Source organism: Streptococcus sp. 4094 (assembly GCF_013277125.1).
Classification (GTDB): domain Bacteria; phylum Bacillota; class Bacilli; order Lactobacillales; family Streptococcaceae; genus Streptococcus.
Genome location: NZ_VMMI01000045.1, coordinates 17,128 through 38,956, shown reverse-complemented (window position 1 = coordinate 38,956; position 21,829 = coordinate 17,128). Strand labels below are relative to the sequence as shown.

Here is a 21,829-nt window from a genome sequence, read left to right as displayed (position 1 = left end):
AAGTAAGTCTCGTTCGTTTTTTTCTTTGTCAGACTCTTCGAAAATCTCTTCAAACCACGTCAGTTTTATCTGCAACCTCAAAGCTGTGCTTTGAGCAACCTACGGATAGCTTCCTAGTTTGCTCTTTGATTTTCATTGAGTATCAATATGAATGGAAAATGGAAGTTACCATTTTGTAATGATTGAAGCAACATTCTTGCAATCTATTTTACTTTGTACTATACTTGATTAATCAACTATTGATGAATCAATAGAAAAGAGAAAGAAATGATAGAGATTCAAGATTTACTGTATCAACTCCGCTTGTCTGAGCAAGCGAGTACGCAATTATTTGAAAAAAGACTTGGGATTAGTTTGACACGGTATCAGATTTTACTGTTTTTACTGGAGAATTCTCCCTGTAATCAAATGGCGGTTCAGGAGCGTTTGAAGATTGATCAGGCTGCTTTGACCCGACATTTCAAAATTCTGGAAAAGGAAGGTTTGGTGGAGCGTCATCGCAATCCTGAAAATCAGCGGGAAGTGTTGGTAGAGACTATGAAATATGCGAAGGAGCAGTTAGTAGTGAATCCCCCTCTGCAACATATCAAGGTTAAAGAAGCGATGGAAAGTATCTTAACAGAGTCTGAAAAAACAGAACTCAGCCGTTTACTAAATAAATTGGTTTTGGGTATTGAAAATATAGAAATTTAAGGAGAAATAGATGTCAATTATGACAATCATTTTAGCAACGATTGTTGCTTTGGAGCATTTTTACATTTTTTATTTGGAAAGTATTGCAACGCAATCAGAAGCGACTAGTCGTGTCTTTAACATGGACAAGGAAGAACTGGCTCGTCCGTCGGTAAGTTCACTGTTTAAAAATCAAGGGATTTATAACGGTCTGCTAGGAGTCTTTCTCCTGTATGGGATTTATTTCTCGCAGAATTTAGAAATTGTGACTATTTTTGTCCTGTTTGTGATAGGTGCTGCGGCTTATGGCTCTCTCACAGCGGATAAGAAAATTATTTTGAAGCAAGGTGGGCCAGCTATTTTAGCCTTGATTAGTATTTTTCTCTTTAAATAAGTTCAAAGGTCAATCTTAGTCTCTCTAGTCCTTTTCACTCCAGAATAAGAGAAATATGTTATACTTGTTTTTAAGAAAAAAGTCTCATTGAATTAGTTTTGAGGAGTTAGAAATGAAAGTATTAGTGACAGGTTTTGAGCCCTTTGGAGGGGAAAAGGTCAATCCAGCTTTGGAGGCTGTTAAAGGTTTACCAGCTGAAATCCATGGTGCTGAGGTTCGTTGGCTAGAAGTGCCGACAGTCTTTCACAAATCGGCCCATGTATTGGAAGAAGAGATGAACCGTTATCAACCTGACTTTGTCCTTTGTATCGGCCAAGCAGGTGGAAGAACCAGCTTGACACCTGAACGAGTGGCCATTAACCAAGACGATGCACGCATTCCTGATAATGAAGGAAATCAACCGATTGACCTTCCTATTCGCCCAGATGGTGCTTCGGCCTACTTTAGTAGTTTGCCGATTAAAGCGATGGTTCAAGCTATAAAAAAAGAGGGATTGCCGGCCTCTGTTTCCAATACGGCAGGTACTTTTGTCTGCAATCATTTGATGTATCAGGTCCTCTATTTGGTAGAAAAGAAATTTCCACATGTTAAGGCGGGTTTTATGCATATTCCTTATATGATGGAACAGGTGGTGAATCGACCGACTACCCCAGCTATGAGTTTAGTGGATATTAGGCGAGGGATAGAAGCGGCAATCGGCGCCATTATCGAACATGGAGATCAGGACCTCAAGTTGGTAGGCGGAGAAACTCATTGATAGAAAAAAGCTTGAGGGAAAACCTTCAAGCTTTTGGACGTTTTCGAGCCAATACTGCTCGGTAAAAAATCATTTTATTGATTTGAATGTAGGGTAGGAGTGAGAAACTAGCCCTACCAGGGGTAGTTTAGTTGGTATTTTTTACTAAGTGCTGCTCTAAGTACTGCTCTATAAAAGCTGATTTTAGTACATTGGATATAAGGTAGGAGTAAAAAACTAGCAATGCCAAAGGTAATCCAATTGAGGAAGTACCAAGGAAGAAGCTGTAAATCTAGGACAAAGTGCTGGAACTTGTAGCCCTTCATAAAGGAACGGCTAGTTTTTAGGATTCGTCTTGGTGAGGCCTGTCCTAGGTCTAGACTATAACAGAGAAGAAATTCCACCTGTGAATAGGCATAATACTGTGGAATATAGAGGATATTTCCTACAATGATCAAGATGAGACTTGCAAGAAAGTAGAGTCCAAAGACCATGAGGAAACGCTCGGTTTCAACTGATGAGAGATCTAGATTTGGAAACTCAGGATGTAGGGTGACGAATTTTTTGGCTAAAAAGCTACTATAAAAGAGGAAGTAAATCCCAAGTAAATTAGGGATACTCCATAAAAAGAGATAGAAACGTTTGAGAAGTAGGGTCAAAAAGGTTTGAGAAAAGCGCTCCTCATCAAAGAGAGCTAGGCTGTTTTTTACAGATGGCTCCGTTTTAGAATCTTTCATGAGTGTCAGTGTTGCATAGACGGAACTGGTCAAAAGAATAGTCCCGATAAAGGAGACTAGTAGAGGAAAAAGGTAGGCTTGAAGTATTTGACCAAGTATGCTGAAAAATGGCTGTTCTAAAACAGTCCCGTGGATCCGAGATAAGGGATTAAGAAAACCAGATAAGATGACCAGCATACTGGGAAGGATATAGAGGAGAAAGAGACGGGGGGTGTCAGCCTGAAAATGTTTTGACTCCTGACGAATTGTTTTTAAATCAATTTTTGGATAGTTCATTCTCTTATTATACCATAGTTCGTGACAGTTCCAGCTTTTTTTGATAAAATCATACAGTATGCCCTTGGGCACAAAGTATGAACTGGGACTGTTTTTCCCAGCTTCGGAGGTAAAAAATGTCAGATTCACCAATCAAATACCGTTTGATTAAGAAAGAAAAACACACAGGAGCTCGTCTGGGAGAAATCATCACTCCCCATGGTACCTTTCCGACACCTATGTTTATGCCAGTTGGGACACAAGCCACTGTCAAAACTCAGTCGCCTGAAGAATTGAAGGAGATGGGTTCGGGAATTATCCTGTCAAACACTTATCATCTCTGGCTTCGCCCTGGAGATGAACTCATTGCTCGCGCAGGTGGTCTCCACAAGTTCATGAATTGGAACCAGCCTATCTTGACAGATAGTGGTGGTTTTCAGGTTTATTCCTTAGCAGATAGCCGTAATATCACAGAAGAAGGTGTAACCTTTAAAAACCATCTCAATGGTTCTAAGATGTTCCTATCGCCAGAAAAAGCCATCTCTATTCAGAATAATTTGGGTTCAGACATCATGATGTCCTTTGACGAATGTCCTCAGTTTTATCAGCCTTATGACTACGTTAAGAAATCAATCGAGCGTACCAGTCGTTGGGCTGAGCGTGGTTTGAAGGCTCATCGTCGTCCGCATGACCAAGGATTGTTTGGGATTGTGCAGGGGGCAGGATTTGAAGATCTTCGCCGCCAATCGGCTCATGACCTTGTCAGCATGGATTTTCCAGGCTACTCTATCGGTGGTTTGGCAGTGGGAGAAACCCATGAAGAGATGAATGCAGTCTTGGACTTTACAACTCAATTGCTACCTGAAAATAAACCTCGCTATTTGATGGGGGTCGGAGCACCAGATAGCTTGATTGATGGTGTGATTCGTGGGGTGGATATGTTTGACTGCGTCCTGCCGACTCGTATTGCTCGTAACGGAACTTGTATGACCAGTCAGGGGCGTTTGGTTGTCAAGAATGCCCAGTTTGCTGAGGACTTTACGCCACTGGATCCTGAGTGTGATTGCTACACATGTAAGAACTATACACGCGCCTACCTTCGTCACCTGCTCAAGGCCGATGAAACCTTTGGTATCCGCTTGACTAGCTACCACAATCTTTACTTCTTACTCAACCTGATGAAGCAAGTGCGACAAGCCATCATGGCTGACAATCTCTTGGAATTTCGTGAGTATTTTGTGGAAAAATATGGCTATAATAAGTCAGGACGCAATTTCTAAAATGGAATTGATATAAGCTAAAAATCCTAAGTTTTCTCTTAGGATTTTTCTTCTTTTTTTGATAGAATAAAGTGTACAATGAAAGGAAGAATAAACTCGTATGCGCATTAAATGGTTTTCCTTGATTAGGATTATAGGTTTACTTTTGGTACTCTTGTATCACTTCTTTCAGACCATCTTTCCTGGAGGTTTTTTCGGGGTAGATGTCTTTTTCACGTTTTCAGGCTTCCTGATTACGGCTCTACTCATCGAAGAATTTTCTAAGAATCACGAGATTGACTTGATTGGATTTTTTAGGAGACGCTTTTATCGGATTGTTCCACCTGTGGTTTTGATGGTCTTGGTAACCATGCCCTTTACTTTCTTAGTTCGACAAGATTATGTAGCTGGAATTGGGGGTCAGATTGCAGGTGTCTTAGGCTTTATGACCAACTTCTATGAACTTCTAACAGGTGGGAGTTATGAATCTCAGTTCATTCCTCATTTGTTTGTTCATAATTGGAGCTTGGCCGTTGAGGTTCACTACTATATTCTTTGGGGATTGGCAGTTTGGTTCTTATCTAAACAGGCTAAATCAAATGGTCAGTTGAAGGGGATGGTTTTTCTTTTATCTGCCACTGCCTTCTTGATCAGCTTCTTCTCCATGTTTATTGGTAGTTTTCTAGTAACCTCTTATTCCTCTGTTTACTTCTCCAGTTTAACTCATGTCTATCCATTCTTTTTGGGAAGTATCCTAGCAACTATTGTAGGCGTTCGTCAGACGACTTCCCTCGTCAAGCAGTTGGATAAAATCTGGGATTTACGAAAGACCCTGTTGATTTTTGCAGGAGGTTTTGCCTTCTTACTCATTTTGACCTTCTTTGTCAAATTTACCTATCTCTTTGCCTATCTTATTGGCTTCTTGCTTGCCAGCCTTGCAGCTCTTGCTATGATTCTGGCGGCGCGTGTCTTACATGAAAAGACTCCTAACGTGCAGGAGCCAAAGATGATCAGCTTTTTAGCGGATACTAGCTATGCGGTTTATCTTTTCCATTGGCCTTTCTATATCATTTTTTCACAGTTGACATCAAATCTTCTTGCTGTATTACTGACTTTGATTTTTTCTTATGGCTTTGCTAGCCTATCATTCTATGTATTGGAGCCGTGGATTGCAGGCAAGAATACACCTATTATACAAACTCTTCGTCCCCTGCCTTATATTCACGCAATTCTTGCAACAAGTACAGGAATCTTGGCCTTCATTGTCTTCTTAGTAACTCTGTTGGCACCACAAGTGGGAGCGTTTGAGACAGATTTAACTGTCAATGGCTTGAAGCAAGCTGCAACAAATATTGCCCAAACAAAAGTGATGGCAGAACGAGCAGAAGCTGATAGTTTGGGGATTGCTGATGGTACTATGTTAATTGGTGACTCAGTGGCTTTAAGGGCAAATACAGCTTTGCAGACAGCCCTTCCAGGAGCACAGATAAATGCTCAGGTCAGCAGAACAACCAAGAATGCCAATGAAATCATGCTAAACAATAGCCAGAATAAATTTTTACCTAAGATGGTGGTCATTGCGACTGGGGTAAATAATCCTGAAAATTACAAGGAAGACTGGGACAGTATCGTGAAAAATCTTCCTAAGGGCCATCATATGGTTTTGGTGACTCCTTATGAGGGAGATAAGACAAAAGAGACCTATGCCATCGTTGAGAAGGCGGCTGCCTATATGAGAGAATTGGCAGAGAAGACACCTTACATTACGATAGCAGATTGGAATCAAGTTGCGAAAGAGCATCCAGAAATCTGGGCAGGAACAGACCAAGTCCATTTCGGAAGTGACACTAGCACTATTGAAGTAGGAGCAAAATTGTATGCAGATACCATTGCTACAGCCTTGCAAACAGCTCAAGACAAACCAGTCAAATCAAAATAACCTGTATTACAGAGAAAAGAGTTGGAGAAATCCAGCTCTTTTAAAATATCTCTAGAAAATAGGTCTATACCATTTACAAATAAAAAAGAAAGGTTTATAATGTAATTGACATAATAAATTGTAGAATCAATCTTTTAAGGAGGTTAACATTATGCCTAACTATATTAAAGCAGATCAATTTTTCTACCCACACGGGGTTCGTCGTGGTGGATACTTGGAACTTGTGGACGGCAAGTTTGGAAAACATGTAGAGCAAATTCCTGAAGGAGCAGAGGTGATTGACTATACAGGTTATAGCATTGCACCAGGTCTTGTGGATACTCATATTCATGGATATGCAGGTGTAGATGTGATGGACAACAACATTGAAGGGACATTGCATACTATGAGTGAAGGACTTCTTAGTACCGGTGTTACCAGTTTCTTGCCCACAACTTTAACAGCCACTTATGAGCAATTGCTTGCAGTCACTGAAAATCTTGGAAACCATTATAAAGAAGCAACAGGTGCTAAGATTCGTGGGATTTATTATGAAGGTCCATATTTCACAGAAACTTTTAAGGGGGCACAAAATCCAACTTATATGAGAGACCCGGGTGTTGAGGAGTTTCATTCTTGGCAGGATGCTGCAAAAGGGATGCTAAATAAGATCGCTATTGCACCAGAACGTGATGGGGTGGAAGATTTTGTACGTACTATTACAGGTGAAGGTGTGACAGTTGCACTTGGACACTCAGATGCGACATTTGAACAAGCTAAGAAGGCAGTTGATGCTGGAGCTAGTGTATGGGTACATGCCTATAATGGGATGCGTGGTTTAACACACCGCGAACTCGGTATGGTAGGAGCTATGTATGAGCTCCCACATACTTACGCAGAATTGATTTGTGATGGTTATCACGTAGATCCAAAAGCTTGTGAGATTTTACTTAAGCAAAAGGGGACAGAAAACATCGCTCTTATTACGGACTGTATGACAGCTGGTGGGCTTGAAGACGGTGACTATATGTTGGGAGAATTCCCTGTTGTAGTAGCAAATGGAACTGCACGTCTCAAATCTACTGGTAATTTGGCAGGTTCTATCCTCAAACTTAAAGATGGTATGAGAAATGTAGTCGAGTGGGGTATTGCAAATCCACACGAAGCGGTCATGATGGCCAGCCTCAACCCAGCAAAATCCGTTCACATCGATGATGTCTGTGGTCAAATCCGTGAAGGCTACGATGCTGACTTTATCGTACTAGATAAAGATTTGGAATTGGTAGCAACCTACCTAGACGGTGTGAAACGTTATCAAGCATAAGAGAGAAGGCAGAAGTTAGAGACTAGCTTCTGCTTTTTTATCTATATTACTTTACCGGTAAATGAAAAAGTTAAAAATATCACAAAAAATCTTGAACAAGCAAATGAAAAGGTTTACAATTATATTATAAATAGTACAAATAAAAAAACGGAGGAGTGCTTTATGAAAGCCTATACTTATGTTAAACCAGGACTTGCTTCTTTTGTTGATGTAGACAAACCAGTTATTCGTAAGCCAACAGACGCTATTGTGCGTATCGTAAAAACCACTATTTGTGGAACAGACCTCCATATTATCAAAGGGGATGTTCCTGCTTGCCAAAGTGGTACCATTCTTGGTCACGAAGGGATTGGGATTGTTGAAGAAGTTGGGGAAGGAGTTTCTAACTTCAAAAAAGGCGACAAGGTCTTGATTTCTTGTGTCTGTGCCTGTGGTAAATGCTACTACTGTAAAAAAGGAATTTATGCCCACTGTGAAGACGAAGGGGGCTGGATTTTCGGTCACTTAATTGATGGTATGCAGGCTGAATATCTACGTGTCCCTCATGCAGATAATACTCTTTACCACACTCCAGAAGACTTGTCAGATGAAGCCTTGGTTATGCTATCAGACATTCTACCTACTGGATATGAAATTGGTGTCTTGAAAGGGGAAGTAGAACCTGGTTGCAGCGTAGCCATTATTGGTTCAGGTCCAGTTGGATTGGCTGCTCTTTTAACAGCTCAATTCTACTCACCAGCTAAATTGATTATGGTGGACTTAGACGATAACCGCTTGGAAACTGCTGTATCATTTGGTGCGACTCACAAGGTTAATTCTTCAGACCCTGAAAAAGCCATTAAAGAAATTTATGATTTGACAGATGGCCGTGGTGTAGATGTCGCTATCGAAGCTGTTGGTATTCCTGCAACATTTGATTTCTGTCAAAAGATTATTGGTGTAGACGGAACAGTTGCCAACTGTGGTGTACATGGTAAACCAGTTGAATTTGATTTAGACAAACTTTGGATTCGCAACATCAATGTAACAACTGGTTTGGTATCTACAAATACAACTCCACAATTGTTGAAAGCACTTGAAAGTCATAAGATTGAACCAGAAAAATTGGTAACTCACTATTTCAAACTCAGTGAAATTGAAAAAGCCTATGAAGTCTTCAGTAAGGCAGCAGACCACCATGCAATTAAGGTCATCATCGAAAACGATATTTCTGAAGCCTAGGTAGTAAAAAGATTTTGGAACACAAGCAAATAGAAATTCAGTCATCCATCAGATGACTGGATTTTTTATCAAAAAATTAAGAATGAGCATATTTCTTTTCTTGTCTGGCGGAATTGGTTATAATATACGGTACAAAGGAATGAATGAATATGTATCGTGTTATAGAAATGTACGGAGATTTTGAACCGTGGTGGTTCTTAGAAGGTTGGGAAGAAGATATTGTAGCTAGTAAGAAATTTGACCAGTATTATGATGCTCTCAAATACTACAAAACTTGCTGGTTTAAATTAGAACAAGAATCCCCTCTTTATAAAAGCAGAAGTGACTTGATGACCATTTTTTGGGATCCAGAAGACCAACGCTGGTGCGATGAATGTGACGAGTATTTACAACAATACCATTCTTTGGCTCTTTTACAGGATGAGCAGGTTATCCCAGATGAAAAACTACGCCCAGGCTATGAAAAACAAACCGGTAAGGAAAGGCACCGTTCTTGCCGTATGAAATTAAAATAGAGAAAAAGTAACTTTTTTGGAGTTGCTTTTTTTATTTTTCCAAATCTTTGCGAATAGTATAGGTGAGGAGGTAAGTATGGTTCAAGAAATTGCACAAGAAATCATTCGTTCAGCTCGGAAAAAAGGAGCGCAAGACATTTATTTTGTCCCCAAGCTAGACGCTTATGAGCTTCATATGAGGGTAGGAGACGAGCGCTGTAAAATCGGTTGTTATGATTTTGAAAAGTTTGCGGCCGTCATCAGTCACTTTAAGTTTGTGGCGGGTATGAATGTGGGAGAAAAGCGACGTAGCCAACTGGGTTCCTGTGATTATGCCTATGACCAGAAGATGGCATCTCTACGTCTATCTACTGTAGGCGATTATAGAGGGCATGAGAGTTTAGTTATTCGCTTGTTGCATGATGAGGCGCAGGATTTGCATTTTTGGTTTCAGGATATTGAAGAACTGGGCAAGCAGTACAGGCAACGGGGACTCTATCTTTTTGCTGGTCCAGTCGGAAGTGGCAAGACAACCTTGATGCACGAATTGGCTAAATCTCTCTTTAAAGGGCAACAAGTCATGTCCATCGAAGACCCTGTAGAAATCAAGCAGGACGACATGCTCCAGTTGCAGTTGAACGAAGCAATCGGGTTGACCTATGAAAATCTAATCAAACTTTCCTTGCGTCATCGACCAGATCTCTTGATTATCGGAGAAATTCGTGACAGCGAGACGGCGCGTGCAGTGGTCAGAGCTAGTTTGACAGGGGCGACAGTCTTTTCAACCATTCACGCCAAGAGTATTCGAGGTGTTTATGAGCGCCTGTTGGAGTTGGGTGTGAGTGAGGAGGAATTGGCAGTCGTTCTGCAAGGAGTCTGCTATCAGAGATTAATCGGGGGAGGAGGAATCGTTGACTTTGCCAACAAAGACTATCAAGAACACCAGCCAACTAGCTGGAATGAACAGATTGACCAGCTTCTTAAAGATGGACATATCACAAGTCTTCAGGCTGAAACGGAAAAAATTAGCTACAGCTAAGCAAAAAAATATCATCACCTTGTTTAACAATCTCTTTTCCAGTGGTTTTCATCTGGTGGAGACCATCTCCTTTTTAGATAGGAGTGCCTTATTGGACAAGCAGTGTGTGACCCAGATGCGCACGGGCTTGTCTCAAGGGAAATCATTCTCAGAAATGATGGAAAGTTTGGGCTTTTCAAGTGCCATTGTCACTCAGTTATCCCTAGCGGAAGTCCATGGAAATCTCCACCTGAGTTTGGGAAAGATAGAAGAATATCTAGACAATCTGGCCAAGGTAAAGAAAAAACTAATTGAAGTAGCGACCTATCCCTTGATTTTGCTGGGTTTTCTTCTCTTAATTATGCTGGGACTACGGAACTATCTACTACCACAACTGGATAGCAGCAATATTGCCACCCAAATTATCGGAAATCTGCCACAAATCTTTCTAGGAATGGTAGGGTTTGTTTCAGTAGGTGTCCTTTTAGCACTCACTTTTTATAAAAGAAGTTCTAAGATGCGTGTCTTTTCTATCTTAGCACGCCTTCCCTTTTTTGGAATCTTTGTGCAGACTTATTTGACAGCCTATTATGCGCGTGAGTGGGGGAATATGATTTCGCAGGGAATGGAGTTGACGCAGATTTTTCAGATGATGCAGGAACAAGGTTCCCAGCTCTTTAAAGAAATCGGTCAAGATTTGGCTCATGCTCTCCAAAATGGTCGAGAATTTTCTCAAACTATAGGAACCTATCCTTTCTTTAGGAAGGAATTGAGTCTCATCATCGAGTATGGGGAAGTCAAGTCCAAGCTGGGTAGTGAGTTGGAAATCTATGCTGAAAAAACTTGGGAAGCCTTTTTTACCCGAGTCAACCGCACCATGAATTTGGTGCAGCCACTGGTCTTTATCTTTGTGGCTCTGATTATCGTTTTACTTTATGCGGCAATGCTCATGCCCATGTATCACAATATGGAGGTAAATTTTTAAAATGAAAAAAATGATGACATTCTTGAAAAAAGTGAAAGTGAAGGCTTTCACACTTGTGGAAATGTTGGTGGTCTTGCTCATCATCAGCGTGCTTCTCTTGCTCTTTGTACCTAATCTGACCAAACAAAAAGAAGCAGTCAACGACAAAGGAAAAGCTGCTGTTGTTAAGGTGGTGGAAAGCCAGGCAGAGCTTTATAGCTTGGATAAAAATGAAGATGCTAGCCTAAGCAAGTTACAAGCAGATGGGCGAATCACAGAAGAACAGGCTAAAGCTTATAAAGAATACCATGCTAAACAAAATACCAGTCAAACCGTTGCAGATTAAGGCCTTTACCATGCTGGAAAGTCTCTTGGTTTTGGGACTTGTGAGTATCGTAGCCTTGGGCTTGTCAGGCTCTGTTCAGTCCACTTTTGCAGCGGTAGAGGAGCAGATTTTCTTTATGGAGTTTGAAGAACTCTATCGGGAAACCCAAAAACGCAGTGTAGCTAGTCAGCAAAAGACTAGTCTAAACTTAGATGGGCAGACAATCAGTAATGGCAGTCAAAAGTTGACAGTTCCTAAAGGAATTCAGGCACCATCGGGACAAAGTATCACATTTGACCGAGCTGGGGGCAATTCGTCCCTGGCTAAGGTTGAATTTCAGACCAGTAAAGGAGCGATTCGCTATCAATTATATCTAGGAAATGGAAAAATTAAACGCATTAAGGAAACAAAAAATTAGGGCAGTGATTTTACTGGAAGCAGTAGTCGCTCTAGCTATCTTTGCCAGCATTGCAACCCTCCTTTTGGGACAAATTCAGAAAAATAGACAAGAAGAAGCAAAAATCTTGCAAAAGGAAGAAGTCTTGCGTGTAGCTAAGATGGCCCTGCAGACAGGTCAAAATCAGGTAAACATAAATGGAGTTGAGATTCAGGTGTTTTCTAGTGAAAAGGGATTGGAGGTTTATCATGGTTCAGAACAGTTGTTGGCTATCAAAGAGCCATAAGGTCAAGGCTTTTACCCTGTTGGAATCCCTGATTGCCCTCATTGTCATCAGTGGAAGCTTACTCCTCTTTCAAGCCATGAGTCAGCTCCTCATTTCAGAAGTTCGCTACCAGCAGCAAAGCGAACAAAAAGAGTGGCTCTTGTTTGTGGACCAGTTGGAGGCAGAATTAGACCGTTCGCAGTTCGAAAAAGTGGAGGGCAATCGCCTCTATATGAAGCAAGATGGCAAGGAAATTGCGATAGGTAAGTCAAAATCGGATGATTTTCGAAAAACTGATGCCAGTGGACGGGGTTATCAGCCTATGGTTTATGGACTCAAATCTGCGCAGATTACAGAGGAGAATCAACTGATTCGCTTTCGTTTCCAGTTCCAAAAAGGTTTAGAAAGGGAGTTCATCTATCGTGTGGAAAAAGAAAAAAGTTAAGGCAGGTGTTCTCCTCTATGCAGTCACCATGGCAGCCATCTTTAGTCTTTTGTTACAATTTTACTTGAACCGACAAGTCGCCCACTATCAAGACTATGCTTTAAATAAAGAAAAACTGATTGCTTTTGCCATGGCCAAACGAACCAAGGATAAAGCCGAGCAAGAAAGTGGGGAACAGGTTTTTAATCTAGGTCAGGTAAGCTATCAAAACAAGAAAACAAGCTTGGTGACAAGGGTTCGTACGCCTAAGAGTCAATATGAGTTTCTATTTCCTTCAGTCAAAATCAAAGAAGAGAAAACAGAGAAAAAGGAAGAGGTAGCGACTGATTCAAGTGATCAAGCAGAGAAGAAAAAATCAGAAGAGAAATCTGAAAAGAAGGAGAATTCCTAGCTAATCAAGCTACTTTGTGCTAAACTAAAAATATGAAACATGATTTTAACAACAAAGCAGAAACTTTTGATTCCCCTAAAAATATCTTCCTTGCAAACTTGGTTTGTCAAGCAGTCGAGAAACAGATTGATCTTCTATCAGACAAAGAAATTTTGGATTTCGGTGGTGGCACGGGTCTATTAGCCTTGCCTCTGGCCAAACAAACCCAATTTGTAACACTGGTGGATATTTCTGAGAAAATGCTGGAGCAAGCTCGTTTGAAAGCGGAGCAGCAAGACATCAAGAATATCCAGTTTTTGGAGCAAGATTTACTGAAAAACCCCTTGGGGCAAGAGTTTGACCTCATTGTTGTTTGTCGGGTTCTTCATCATATGCCTGATTTGGATGAGGCTCTCTCACTGTTTCATCAACATTTGAAGGAAGATGGACAACTCCTCGTTGCTGATTTTACCAAGACAGAAGCTAACCATCATGGATTTGATTTAGCTGAACTGGAAAAACAGCTAATTGAGCATGGTTTTTCATCTGTACATAGTCAGATCCTCTATAGCGCTGAAGACCTGTTTCAAGGAAATTACTCAGAACTCTTTTTAACAGTAGCCCAAAAATCACTCGCCTAGTCAGGTAGTGATTTTTCTATAAGGATGGAAAAAAGAAGGGAAATTTGATAAGATAGGAATATGGATTTTGAAAAAATTGAACAAGCTTATACCTATTTACTAGAGAATGTCCAAGTCATCCAAAGTGATTTGGCGACCAACTTTTATGACGCCTTGGTGGAGCAAAATAGCATTTATTTGGATGGTGAGACTGAGTTAGAGCAGGTCAAGGAGAACAATCATGCCCTTAAACGCTTAGCGCTTCGCAGAGAAGAATGGCTCAAGACCTACCAGTTTCTCTTGATGAAGGCTGGGCAAACAGAACCCTTGCAGGCTAATCACCAGTTTACGCCAGATGCCATTGCTTTACTTTTGGTGTTTATTGTGGAAGAGTTGTTTAAAGAAGAGGAAATTACTATCCTCGAAATGGGTTCTGGGATGGGAATTCTGGGCGCTACTTTCTTAACCTCGCTTGATAAAAAGGTGGATTACTTGGGAATGGAAGTGGATGATTTGCTGATTGATTTGGCAGCAAGCATGGCAGATGTAATTGGTTTGCAGGCTGGCTTTGTCCAAGGAGATGCCGTTCGTCCACAAATGCTCAAAGAAAGTGATGTGGTCATCAGCGACTTGCCTGTTGGCTATTATCCTGATGATGCCGTTGCGTCGCGCCATCAAGTTGCTTCTAGTCAAGAACATACTTACGCCCATCACTTGCTCATGGAACAAGGGCTTAAGTACCTCAAGTCAGATGGATATGCTATTTTTCTCGCTCCGAGTGATTTGTTGACCAGCCCTCAAAGTGATTTGTTGAAAGGCTGGTTGAAAGAGGAGGCAAGTCTGGTTGCTATCATCAGTCTGCCTGAAAATCTCTTTGCTAATGCCAACCAATCTAAGACTATTTTTATCTTACAGAAGAAAAATGAAATAGCAGTAGAGCCTTTTGTTTATCCACTTGCTAGCTTGCAAGATGCAAGTGTTTTAATGAAATTTAAAGAAAATTTTCAAAAATGGACTCAAGGTACTGAAATATAAAATAGATTTTGTTATAATAGTTGAAAACGCTTAAAAGAGGTAATTGATAATGACAAAAACAATCGCAATCAATGCAGGAAGTTCAAGTTTGAAATGGCAATTATACTTAATGCCAGAAGAAAAAGTATTGGCGAAAGGTTTGATTGAACGTATCGGTTTGAAAGATTCAATTTCAACTGTAAAATTTGATGGCCGTTCTGAACAACAAATTTTGGATATCGAAAATCACACACAAGCTGTTAAAATCTTATTGGATGACTTGATTCGTTTCGATATTATCAAGGCTTATGACGAGATTACAGGTGTTGGTCACCGTGTTGTTGCAGGTGGAGAATATTTCAAAGAATCAACAGTAGTTGAAGGAGATGTTTTAGAAAAAGTTGAAGAGTTGAGCTTGTTGGCTCCTCTTCACAATCCAGCCAATGCGGCAGGTGTTCGTGCTTTCAAGGAATTGTTGCCAGACATTACGAGTGTAGTTGTTTTTGATACTTCCTTCCACACAAGTATGCCAGAGAAAGCTTATCGCTACCCTCTACCAACAAAATATTACACAGAAAACAAGGTGCGTAAATATGGTGCCCACGGTACAAGTCACCAGTTTGTAGCAGGAGAAGCAGCAAAACTCTTGGGCCGTCCATTAGAGGACTTGAAATTGATTACTTGCCACATCGGTAATGGTGCTTCTATTACAGCTGTTAAGGATGGTCAATCTGTCGATACTTCAATGGGCTTCACTCCACTTGGTGGTGTGATGATGGGTACTCGTACAGGAGATATTGACCCAGCTATCATTCCTTATTTAATGCAATATACAGAGGATTTTAACACGCCTGAAGACATTAGTCGCGTCCTTAATCGTGAATCAGGTCTTTTGGGAGTTTCTGCTAATTCTAGTGATATGCGTGATGTGATTGCTGCGAAAGAAGCAGGAGATCATGATGCTAGCTTGGCTTATGAAATGTATGTTGACCGTATCCAAAAACATATCGGTCAATACCTCGCAGTCCTAAACGGAGCAGATGCTATTATCTTTACAGCGGGTGTAGGAGAAAATGCAACCGATGTACGTGAAGATGTTATTTCAGGTATCTCTTGGTTTGGCTGTGATGTTGATCCAGAGAAGAATGTCTTTGGTGTGACAGGAGACATCTCAACAGAGACAGCGAAGATCCGTGTCTTGGTTATTCCAACAGATGAAGAATTGGTCATTGCCCGTGACGTTGAACGCTTGAAAAAATAAGTAAAACTAGTAAAAATATTCCGTACAAGGAGTTGGGAAAGAGATTTTTCCAGCTTCTTTTTATGGTGAAATTGTCCAAAACCTTGCTATGATTGGCTTTTTTGAAAAATATGGTATAATAGTAGTAATTTAATAGATGGAGTTGAGTTTTGAAGAAAAACTTTCGTGTAAAAAGAGAGAAAGATTTTAAGGCGATTTTCAAGGAGGGGACAAGTTTTGCTAATCGCAAATTTGTTGTCTACCAATTAGAAAATCAGAAAAACCATTTTCGAGTAGGTCTATCAGTTAGCAAAAAACTGGGGAATGCCGTCACTAGAAATCAAATCAAACGACGGATTCGGCATATTATCCAGAATGCAAAAGGGAGTCTGGTAGAAGATGTCGATTTTGTTGTCATTGCTCGAAAAGGGGTCGAAACCTTGGGATACGCAGAGATGGAGAAAAATCTACTCCACGTATTAAAATTATCAAAGATTTACCAGGAAGGAAATGGGAGTGAAAAAGAAACTACAGTTGACTAGTTTGCTAGGACTGTCTCTATTGATCATGACAGCCTGTGCGACTAATGGGACAACTAGCGATATTACAGCCGATTCGGCTGATTTTTGGAGTAAATTTGTTTACTTCTTTGCGGAAATCATTCGCTTTTTATCGTTTGATATCAGTATCGGAGTGGGGATTATCCTCTTTACGGTCTTGATTCGTACAGTTCTCTTGCCAGTCTTCCAAGTGCAAATGGTGGCTTCCAGAAAAATGCAGGAAGCTCAACCACGCATTAAGGCGCTTCGAGAACAATATCCAGGTCGTGATATGGAAAGCAGAACCAAGCTAGAGCAAGAAATGCGTAAAGTCTTTAAAGAAATGGGTGTCAGACAGTCAGATTCTCTTTGGCCGATTTTGATTCAGATGCCGGTTATCTTGGCTTTGTTCCAAGCTCTATCAAGAGTTGACTTTTTAAAGACAGGTCATTTCTTATGGATTAACCTTGGTGGTGTGGATACGACCCTTGTTCTTCCGATTTTAGCAGCAGTATTTACCTTTTTAAGTACTTGGTTGTCTAATAAAGCCTTGTCTGAGCGTAATGGGGCTACAACTGCGATGATGTATGGGATTCCAGTCTTGATCTTTGTCTTTGGAGTCTATGCTCCGAGCGGAGTAGCGCTCTACTGGGCAGTGTCCAATGCCTATCAAGTCTTGCAAACCTATTTCTTGAACAATCCATTCAAGATTATTGCAGAGCGCGAGGCTGTAGTACAGGCACAGAAAGATTTGGAAAATAGAAAAAGAAAAGCCAAGAAAAAGGCTCAGAAAACGAAATAATAAGGAGGAATCTGGTAATGGTAGTATTTACAGGTTCAACTGTTGAAGAAGCAATCCAGAAAGGATTGAAAGAATTAGATATTCCAAGAATGAAGGCTCATATCAAAGTCATTTCTCGTGAGAAAAAAGGGTTTCTTGGCTTATTTGGTAAAAAACCAGCCCAAGTGGATATCGATGCTATTAGTGAAACGACAGTTGTAAAAGCAAACCAACAAGCTGTAAAGGGAGTTCCAAAACAAATCAATGATTTGAATGAGCCTGTTAAAACAGTCAGTGAAGCAACTGTTGATTTGGGTCATGTTGTAGAAGCAATTAAAAAGATTGAAGAGGGAGGCCAAGGTATTTCTGATGAAGTCAAGGCTGAAATCTTAAAACATGAAAGACATGCCAGCACTATCTTAGAAGAAACTGGTCACATTGAGATTTTAAATGAGTTACAACTTGAAGAAACTGCTCTCGAAGAAGAAGTAGAAACTCCTATTATTGAAAACCAAGCTGAGCAAACTGAAAGTCAAGAACTAGAAGACTTGGGCTTGAAGGTTGAACCGAGCTTTGATATTGAACAAGTAGCTACGGAAGTCACGACTTATGTTCAAACGATTATTGATGACATGGATGTTGAAGCCACACTTTCAAATGATTATAACCGTCGTAGTATCAATTTGCAAATTGATACTAACGAACCAGGGCGTATTATCGGTTATCATGGTAAAGTATTGAAGGCCTTGCAACTGTTGGCTCAAAATTATCTTTACAACCGCTATTCAAGAACCTTCTACATTACTATTAATGTCAATGATTATGTTGAACACCGTGCAGAAGTCTTGCAGACCTATGCGCAAAAATTGGCGACTCGTGTTTTAGAAGAAGGGCGCAGTCATCAGACAGATCCAATGTCGAATAGCGAACGCAAGATTATTCATCGTATTATTTCACGTTTGGATGGCGTGACGAGTTACTCTGAGGGTGATGAGCCAAATCGCTATGTCGTTGTAGATACAGAATAAGTAAAATCAGGGTTATCCTGATTTTTTGCTAGCTGGAGGAGATTAAATTAATGTTGAATAAGATAAGAGACTATTTAGACTTTGCTGATTTGCAGTACCGTAATCCTGATAAGGCGGGAGCAGAGCGAGAGAAAATGCTGGAATTGCGCCACAAAGGCCAAGAGGCTCGAAAGGCTTTTACAGAACTGGCTAAAGCCTTTCAAGCAAGTCATCCAGAATGGCAACTTCAACAGACTAGCCAGTGGATGAATCAGGCGCAACGTTTACGACCACATTTTTGGGTTTATCTACAGAGAGACGGACAAGTAACAGAACCTATGTTGGCTCTTCGTTTGTATGGGACATCTACTGACTTTGGAATTTCCTTAGAGGTCAGTTTCATCGAGCGTAAGAAAGATGAGCGAACTCTAGGCAAGCAGGCCAAAGTTTTAAAAGTTCCAACCGTTGAAGGTGTTTATTATCTAGTCTACTCTGATGGTCAAAGTCAACGGTGGGAGGCGAACGAAGAAAATCGTCAAATTTTAAGAAATAAACTATCCAATCAGGAAGTCCGAAAAGTGTTAGTTAAAATAGATGTCCCTATAACAGAGAATTCATCTGAAGAAGAAATCGTAGAAGCCCTACTGAAATCTTATGATAAAATTCTTCCATTTTATCTAGCTACGAGAAACTAAGCTAATCATTAAAATATCATAAATCATACAGTCCAAGAGTGAACAGTCCGCTGTGTAATTCTTGGTCTTTTTGTTTACGCTTTCAAATTATATAATAAACCTACAAAAACAATTCAAAAGGAGAACAATTATGGAAGTCATTTCAAGTGTTCTAAATTGGTTTTCTAGCAATATTTTGCAGAATCCCGCATTTTTCGTAGGTTTATTGGTGTTGATAGGATACGCACTTTTGAAAAAACCTGCCCACGACGTTTTCTCAGGGTTTGTTAAAGCAACAGTAGGGTATATGTTGCTCAATGTGGGTGCAGGTGGTTTGGTTACAACCTTCCGTCCGATCTTAGCAGCCCTTAACTACAAATTCCAAATTGGTGCAGCGGTTATCGACCCTTACTTTGGACTTGCTGCAGCAAACAACAAAATTGCAGCAGAGTTTCCAGATTTTGTTGGAACTGCAACTACAGCTCTATTGATTGGTTTCGGAATAAATATCTTGCTCGTAGCTCTTCGCAAGATCACGAAGGTAAGAACCCTCTTTATTACTGGTCACATCATGGTACAACAAGCTGCAACAGTATCTCTTATGGTTCTATTCTTAGTACCACAATTGCGCAATGCTTACGGTACAGCAGCGATTGGTATCATCTGTGGACTTTACTGGGCAGTTAGTTCAAATATGACTGTTGAGGCAACTCAACGCTTGACTGGTGGTGGCGGATTTGCGATTGGTCACCAACAGCAATTTGCAATCTGGTTTGTAGATAAAGTAGCAGGACGCTTTGGTAAGAAAGAAGAAAGTTTAGACAATCTTAAATTACCTAAGTTCCTCTCAATCTTCCACGATACAGTTGTTGCATCTGCTACCTTGATGCTCGTATTCTTCGGAGCCATTCTTTTAATCTTGGGTCCAGACATTATGTCTAATAAAGAAGTCATCACTTCAGGAACTCTATTCAATCCTGCTAAACAAGATTTCTTTATGTACATTATTCAAACAGCCTTTACCTTCTCAGTTTACTTGTTCGTTTTGATGCAAGGTGTCCGCATGTTCGTATCTGAGTTGACAAACGCCTTCCAAGGTATTTCAAACAAATTGTTGCCAGGCTCATTCCCAGCGGTTGACGTTGCAGCTTCTTATGGATTTGGTTCTCCAAACGCTGTCTTGTCAGGATTTGCCTTTGGTTTGATTGGTCAATTGATCACAATTGTCTTGCTCATCGTCTTTAAAAATCCGATTCTTATTATTACAGGATTTGTACCAGTGTTCTTTGACAATGCAGCCATTGCGGTCTACGCTGATAAACGCGGTGGATGGAAAGCGGCTGTTATCCTATCCTTCATCTCAGGTGTTCTCCAAGTTGCTTTAGGAGCTCTCTGTGTAGCTCTTCTTGATTTAGCATCTTATGGTGGTTACCATGGAAATATCGACTTTGAATTCCCATGGCTTGGATTTGGATATATCTTCAAATACCTTGGTATTGTTGGTTATGTACTTGTGTGTCTCTTCTTGCTTGTTATTCCTCAACTTCAATTTGCCAAAGCAAAAGATAAAGAGAAATATTACAACGGTGCAGTTCAAGAAGAAGCTTAGTATCTAGAAAAGGAGAAATAAAATGGTTAAAGTATTAGCAGCGTGCGGAAATGGAATGGGTTCATCAATGGTTATCAAGATGAAGGTTGAAAATGCTCTCCGTAAGCTTAATCAAACAGATTTTACAGTCAATTCATGCAGTGTCGGTGAAGCTAAAGGTTTAGCAGCAGGATATGACATCGTAATCGCTTCTCTTCATTTGATCCAAGAATTGGAAGGGCGAACTAATGGGAAGTTAATTGGGCTTGACAACTTGATGGATGATAAAGAAATCACTGAAAAACTCAGTCAAGCACTACAGTAAAAGGTTGGAGGGGGCTGGATAGAAACTGAGAATCATCGTTTCTGTCCTTCTCCCTCTTTAAATAAAGGAGGCAGATATGAATTTAAAACAAGCTTTAATTGACAATGACTCGATCCGACTAGGTTTAGAAGCTAAAGACTGGAAAGAAGCAGTCAAGGTAGCAGTAGATCCCTTGATTGAAAGTGGGGCAATTTTGCCAGAGTATTACGATGCTATTATCGAATCAACTGAAGAGTATGGCCCTTACTATATCTTAATGCCAGGTATGGCTATGCCCCACGCTAGACCTGAAGCTGGAGTGCAAAGAGATGCCTTTTCATTGATTACCTTACAAAATCCTGTTGTATTTTCAGATGGGAAAGAGGTATCTGTTTTGTTGGCACTAGCAGCAACAAGCTCAAAAATTCACACAAGTGTAGCCATTCCACAAATCATTGCCCTGTTTGAATTAGAAGATTCTATTGCACGTTTACAGGCTTGCCAGACTAAAGAAGATGTCTTGGCTATGATTGAAGAATCTAAGGATAGCCCTTATCTCGAAGGATTGGATTTGGAAAGTTAGAAAGAAGAATAAAGAAATGACAAAAAGAATACCTAATTTACAAGTTGCATTAGATCATTCAGACTTGCAAGGAGCGATTAAAGCAGCTGTTTCTGTTGGTCAGGAAGTAGATATTATCGAAGCTGGAACTGTTTGCTTATTACAAGTTGGAAGTGAACTGGTTGAAGTCTTGCGAAACCTTTTTCCAGATAAGATTATTGTGGCAGACACAAAATGTGCCGATGCTGGTGGAACAGTTGCCAAAAATAATGCCGTTCGTGGTGCCGATTGGATGACTTGTATCTGTTGTGCAACTATCCCTACTATGGAAGCGGCTCTAAAGGCTATCACGGCTGAACGTGGAGACCGAGGCGAAATCCAGATTGAACTTTATGGCGATTGGACTTTTGAACAAGCTCAGCTTTGGCTAGATGCTGGTATCTCACAAGCTATTTATCACCAATCTCGTGATGCACTTCTTGCTGGTGAGACTTGGGGTGAAAAAGACCTTAATAAGGTTAAAAAACTCATCGACATGGGCTTCCGTGTGTCTGTAACAGGTGGTCTAGATGTAGATACTCTCAAACTATTTGAAGGCGTTGATGTCTTTACCTTCATCGCAGGTCGTGGAATTACAGAAGCTGCTGATCCAGCAGGAGCAGCGCGTGCCTTCAAGGATGAAATCAGACGAATTTGGGGGTAAACC

Annotated in this window: 27 protein-coding genes and 1 pseudogene; 26 read left to right on the top strand and 2 right to left on the bottom strand. The window is 40.5% G+C overall.

Annotated features, from left to right (window positions below):
- Positions 1-267: 267 nt before the first annotated feature.
- The 3 genes from HT721_RS09565 to pcp all read left to right on the top strand — a co-directional run bounded on the left by HT721_RS09565 (position 268) and on the right by pcp (position 1,823).
- Positions 268-693 (top strand): MarR family winged helix-turn-helix transcriptional regulator, encoded by a 426-nt coding sequence (locus tag HT721_RS09565; RefSeq protein WP_172581574.1) that lies wholly within the window; start codon positions 268-270, stop codon positions 691-693.
- Between the two features lie 10 nt (positions 694-703).
- On the top strand, positions 704-1,066 hold the full coding sequence (locus tag HT721_RS09560; protein ID WP_120164286.1) for a DUF1304 domain-containing protein: 363 nt from the start codon (positions 704-706) through the stop codon (positions 1,064-1,066).
- 112 nt (positions 1,067-1,178) lie between these two features.
- Complete coding sequence (gene pcp, locus HT721_RS09555; protein WP_120164285.1) at positions 1,179-1,823, top strand: pyroglutamyl-peptidase I; 645 nt, start codon at positions 1,179-1,181, stop codon at positions 1,821-1,823.
- A 25-nt stretch (positions 1,824-1,848) separates the two neighbouring features.
- On the opposite strand, the pseudogene HT721_RS09550 reads toward pcp, so the two are convergent.
- Positions 1,849-1,947 (bottom strand): annotated as a pseudogene (locus tag HT721_RS09550) (beta-carotene 15,15'-monooxygenase); the annotation flags it as partial.
- The gene (locus HT721_RS09545; RefSeq protein WP_001108846.1) at positions 1,937-2,815 is read right to left on the bottom strand and encodes a DUF975 family protein; all 879 of its coding nucleotides are present in this window, start codon (positions 2,813-2,815) and stop codon (positions 1,937-1,939) included. The gene HT721_RS09545 and the pseudogene HT721_RS09550, both read right to left, overlap by 11 nt.
- Positions 2,816-2,931: 116 nt before the next feature.
- Between HT721_RS09545 and tgt the strand changes: the two genes are divergently transcribed.
- The 23 genes from tgt (at position 2,932) to HT721_RS09430 (ending at position 21,826) form a co-directional block, all read left to right on the top strand.
- Positions 2,932-4,074, top strand: coding sequence for a tRNA guanosine(34) transglycosylase Tgt (gene tgt, locus HT721_RS09540; RefSeq protein ID WP_120164284.1), 1,143 nt, complete (start codon positions 2,932-2,934; stop codon positions 4,072-4,074).
- A gap of 100 nt (positions 4,075-4,174) precedes the next feature.
- Positions 4,175-5,992, top strand: coding sequence for an acyltransferase family protein (locus HT721_RS09535; protein ID WP_120164283.1), 1,818 nt, complete (start codon positions 4,175-4,177; stop codon positions 5,990-5,992).
- Between the two features lie 151 nt (positions 5,993-6,143).
- Positions 6,144-7,295, top strand: a complete 1,152-nt coding sequence (nagA, locus tag HT721_RS09530) for an N-acetylglucosamine-6-phosphate deacetylase (protein ID WP_173214452.1) — start codon at positions 6,144-6,146, stop codon at positions 7,293-7,295.
- A gap of 162 nt (positions 7,296-7,457) precedes the next feature.
- Positions 7,458-8,516, top strand: coding sequence for a zinc-dependent alcohol dehydrogenase family protein (locus tag HT721_RS09525; protein WP_173214454.1), 1,059 nt, complete (start codon positions 7,458-7,460; stop codon positions 8,514-8,516).
- 149 nt (positions 8,517-8,665) lie between these two features.
- Positions 8,666-9,031 (top strand): DUF1033 family protein, encoded by a 366-nt coding sequence (locus HT721_RS09520; protein ID WP_045606653.1) that lies wholly within the window; start codon positions 8,666-8,668, stop codon positions 9,029-9,031.
- A gap of 76 nt (positions 9,032-9,107) precedes the next feature.
- Positions 9,108-10,049, top strand: coding sequence for a competence type IV pilus ATPase ComGA (gene comGA, locus HT721_RS09515; protein WP_173214456.1), 942 nt, complete (start codon positions 9,108-9,110; stop codon positions 10,047-10,049).
- Complete coding sequence (gene comGB / locus HT721_RS09510; RefSeq protein ID WP_112445357.1) at positions 9,997-11,013, top strand: competence type IV pilus assembly protein ComGB; 1,017 nt, start codon at positions 9,997-9,999, stop codon at positions 11,011-11,013. Before comGA ends, comGB begins: the two co-directional genes overlap by 53 nt.
- A gap of 1 nt (position 11,014) precedes the next feature.
- Positions 11,015-11,338 (top strand): comG operon protein ComGC, encoded by a 324-nt coding sequence (comGC, locus tag HT721_RS09505; RefSeq protein WP_112445359.1) that lies wholly within the window; start codon positions 11,015-11,017, stop codon positions 11,336-11,338.
- Positions 11,301-11,735 (top strand): competence type IV pilus minor pilin ComGD, encoded by a 435-nt coding sequence (gene comGD, locus HT721_RS09500; protein ID WP_173214457.1) that lies wholly within the window; start codon positions 11,301-11,303, stop codon positions 11,733-11,735. The genes comGC and comGD overlap by 38 nt, the downstream gene beginning before the upstream one ends.
- Entirely contained in the window at positions 11,698-12,000 is a 303-nt protein-coding gene (comGE, locus tag HT721_RS09495; protein WP_000413380.1) for a competence type IV pilus minor pilin ComGE, read from the top strand. Before comGD ends, comGE begins: the two co-directional genes overlap by 38 nt.
- Positions 11,963-12,424, top strand: a complete 462-nt coding sequence (gene comGF, locus HT721_RS09490; RefSeq protein ID WP_173229674.1) for a competence type IV pilus minor pilin ComGF — start codon at positions 11,963-11,965, stop codon at positions 12,422-12,424. The genes comGE and comGF overlap by 38 nt, the downstream gene beginning before the upstream one ends.
- Positions 12,402-12,815: a competence type IV pilus minor pilin ComGG gene (gene comGG, locus HT721_RS09485; protein ID WP_173229672.1), complete on the top strand. Its 414-nt coding sequence runs from the start codon at positions 12,402-12,404 to the stop codon at positions 12,813-12,815. The genes comGF and comGG overlap by 23 nt, the downstream gene beginning before the upstream one ends.
- Before the next feature lie 32 nt (positions 12,816-12,847).
- Positions 12,848-13,435 carry a class I SAM-dependent methyltransferase gene (locus tag HT721_RS09480; protein WP_173229670.1) on the top strand — a complete coding sequence of 196 codons (588 nt, stop codon included), beginning with the start codon at positions 12,848-12,850 and terminating at the stop codon, positions 13,433-13,435.
- A gap of 60 nt (positions 13,436-13,495) precedes the next feature.
- Positions 13,496-14,449, top strand: coding sequence for a class I SAM-dependent methyltransferase (locus HT721_RS09475; RefSeq protein WP_173229668.1), 954 nt, complete (start codon positions 13,496-13,498; stop codon positions 14,447-14,449).
- Between the two features lie 49 nt (positions 14,450-14,498).
- Positions 14,499-15,689, top strand: a complete 1,191-nt coding sequence (locus HT721_RS09470; RefSeq protein WP_173229666.1) for an acetate kinase — start codon at positions 14,499-14,501, stop codon at positions 15,687-15,689.
- A 149-nt stretch (positions 15,690-15,838) separates the two neighbouring features.
- On the top strand, positions 15,839-16,210 hold the full coding sequence (gene rnpA / locus HT721_RS09465; protein WP_000739245.1) for a ribonuclease P protein component: 372 nt from the start codon (positions 15,839-15,841) through the stop codon (positions 16,208-16,210).
- Positions 16,185-17,009 carry a membrane protein insertase YidC gene (locus HT721_RS09460; RefSeq protein ID WP_345890561.1) on the top strand — a complete coding sequence of 275 codons (825 nt, stop codon included), beginning with the start codon at positions 16,185-16,187 and terminating at the stop codon, positions 17,007-17,009. The genes rnpA and HT721_RS09460 overlap by 26 nt, the downstream gene beginning before the upstream one ends.
- A gap of 17 nt (positions 17,010-17,026) precedes the next feature.
- A complete protein-coding gene (gene jag, locus HT721_RS09455) occupies positions 17,027-18,016 on the top strand; it encodes an RNA-binding cell elongation regulator Jag/EloR (RefSeq protein ID WP_173229662.1) in 990 nt (329 codons plus the stop codon).
- Positions 18,017-18,066: 50 nt separating this feature from the next.
- On the top strand, positions 18,067-18,690 hold the full coding sequence (locus HT721_RS09450) for a hypothetical protein (RefSeq protein WP_000932629.1): 624 nt from the start codon (positions 18,067-18,069) through the stop codon (positions 18,688-18,690).
- Positions 18,691-18,820: 130 nt separating this feature from the next.
- Positions 18,821-20,278: a PTS ascorbate transporter subunit IIC gene (locus HT721_RS09445; protein WP_000452074.1), complete on the top strand. Its 1,458-nt coding sequence runs from the start codon at positions 18,821-18,823 to the stop codon at positions 20,276-20,278.
- Positions 20,279-20,300: 22 nt separating this feature from the next.
- Positions 20,301-20,582: a PTS sugar transporter subunit IIB gene (locus tag HT721_RS09440; RefSeq protein WP_000241466.1), complete on the top strand. Its 282-nt coding sequence runs from the start codon at positions 20,301-20,303 to the stop codon at positions 20,580-20,582.
- 76 nt (positions 20,583-20,658) lie between these two features.
- On the top strand, positions 20,659-21,144 hold the full coding sequence (locus tag HT721_RS09435; protein WP_001049925.1) for a PTS sugar transporter subunit IIA: 486 nt from the start codon (positions 20,659-20,661) through the stop codon (positions 21,142-21,144).
- A 16-nt stretch (positions 21,145-21,160) separates the two neighbouring features.
- Positions 21,161-21,826 (top strand): 3-keto-L-gulonate-6-phosphate decarboxylase UlaD, encoded by a 666-nt coding sequence (locus HT721_RS09430; protein ID WP_172924266.1) that lies wholly within the window; start codon positions 21,161-21,163, stop codon positions 21,824-21,826.
- Positions 21,827-21,829 lie beyond the last annotated feature (3 nt).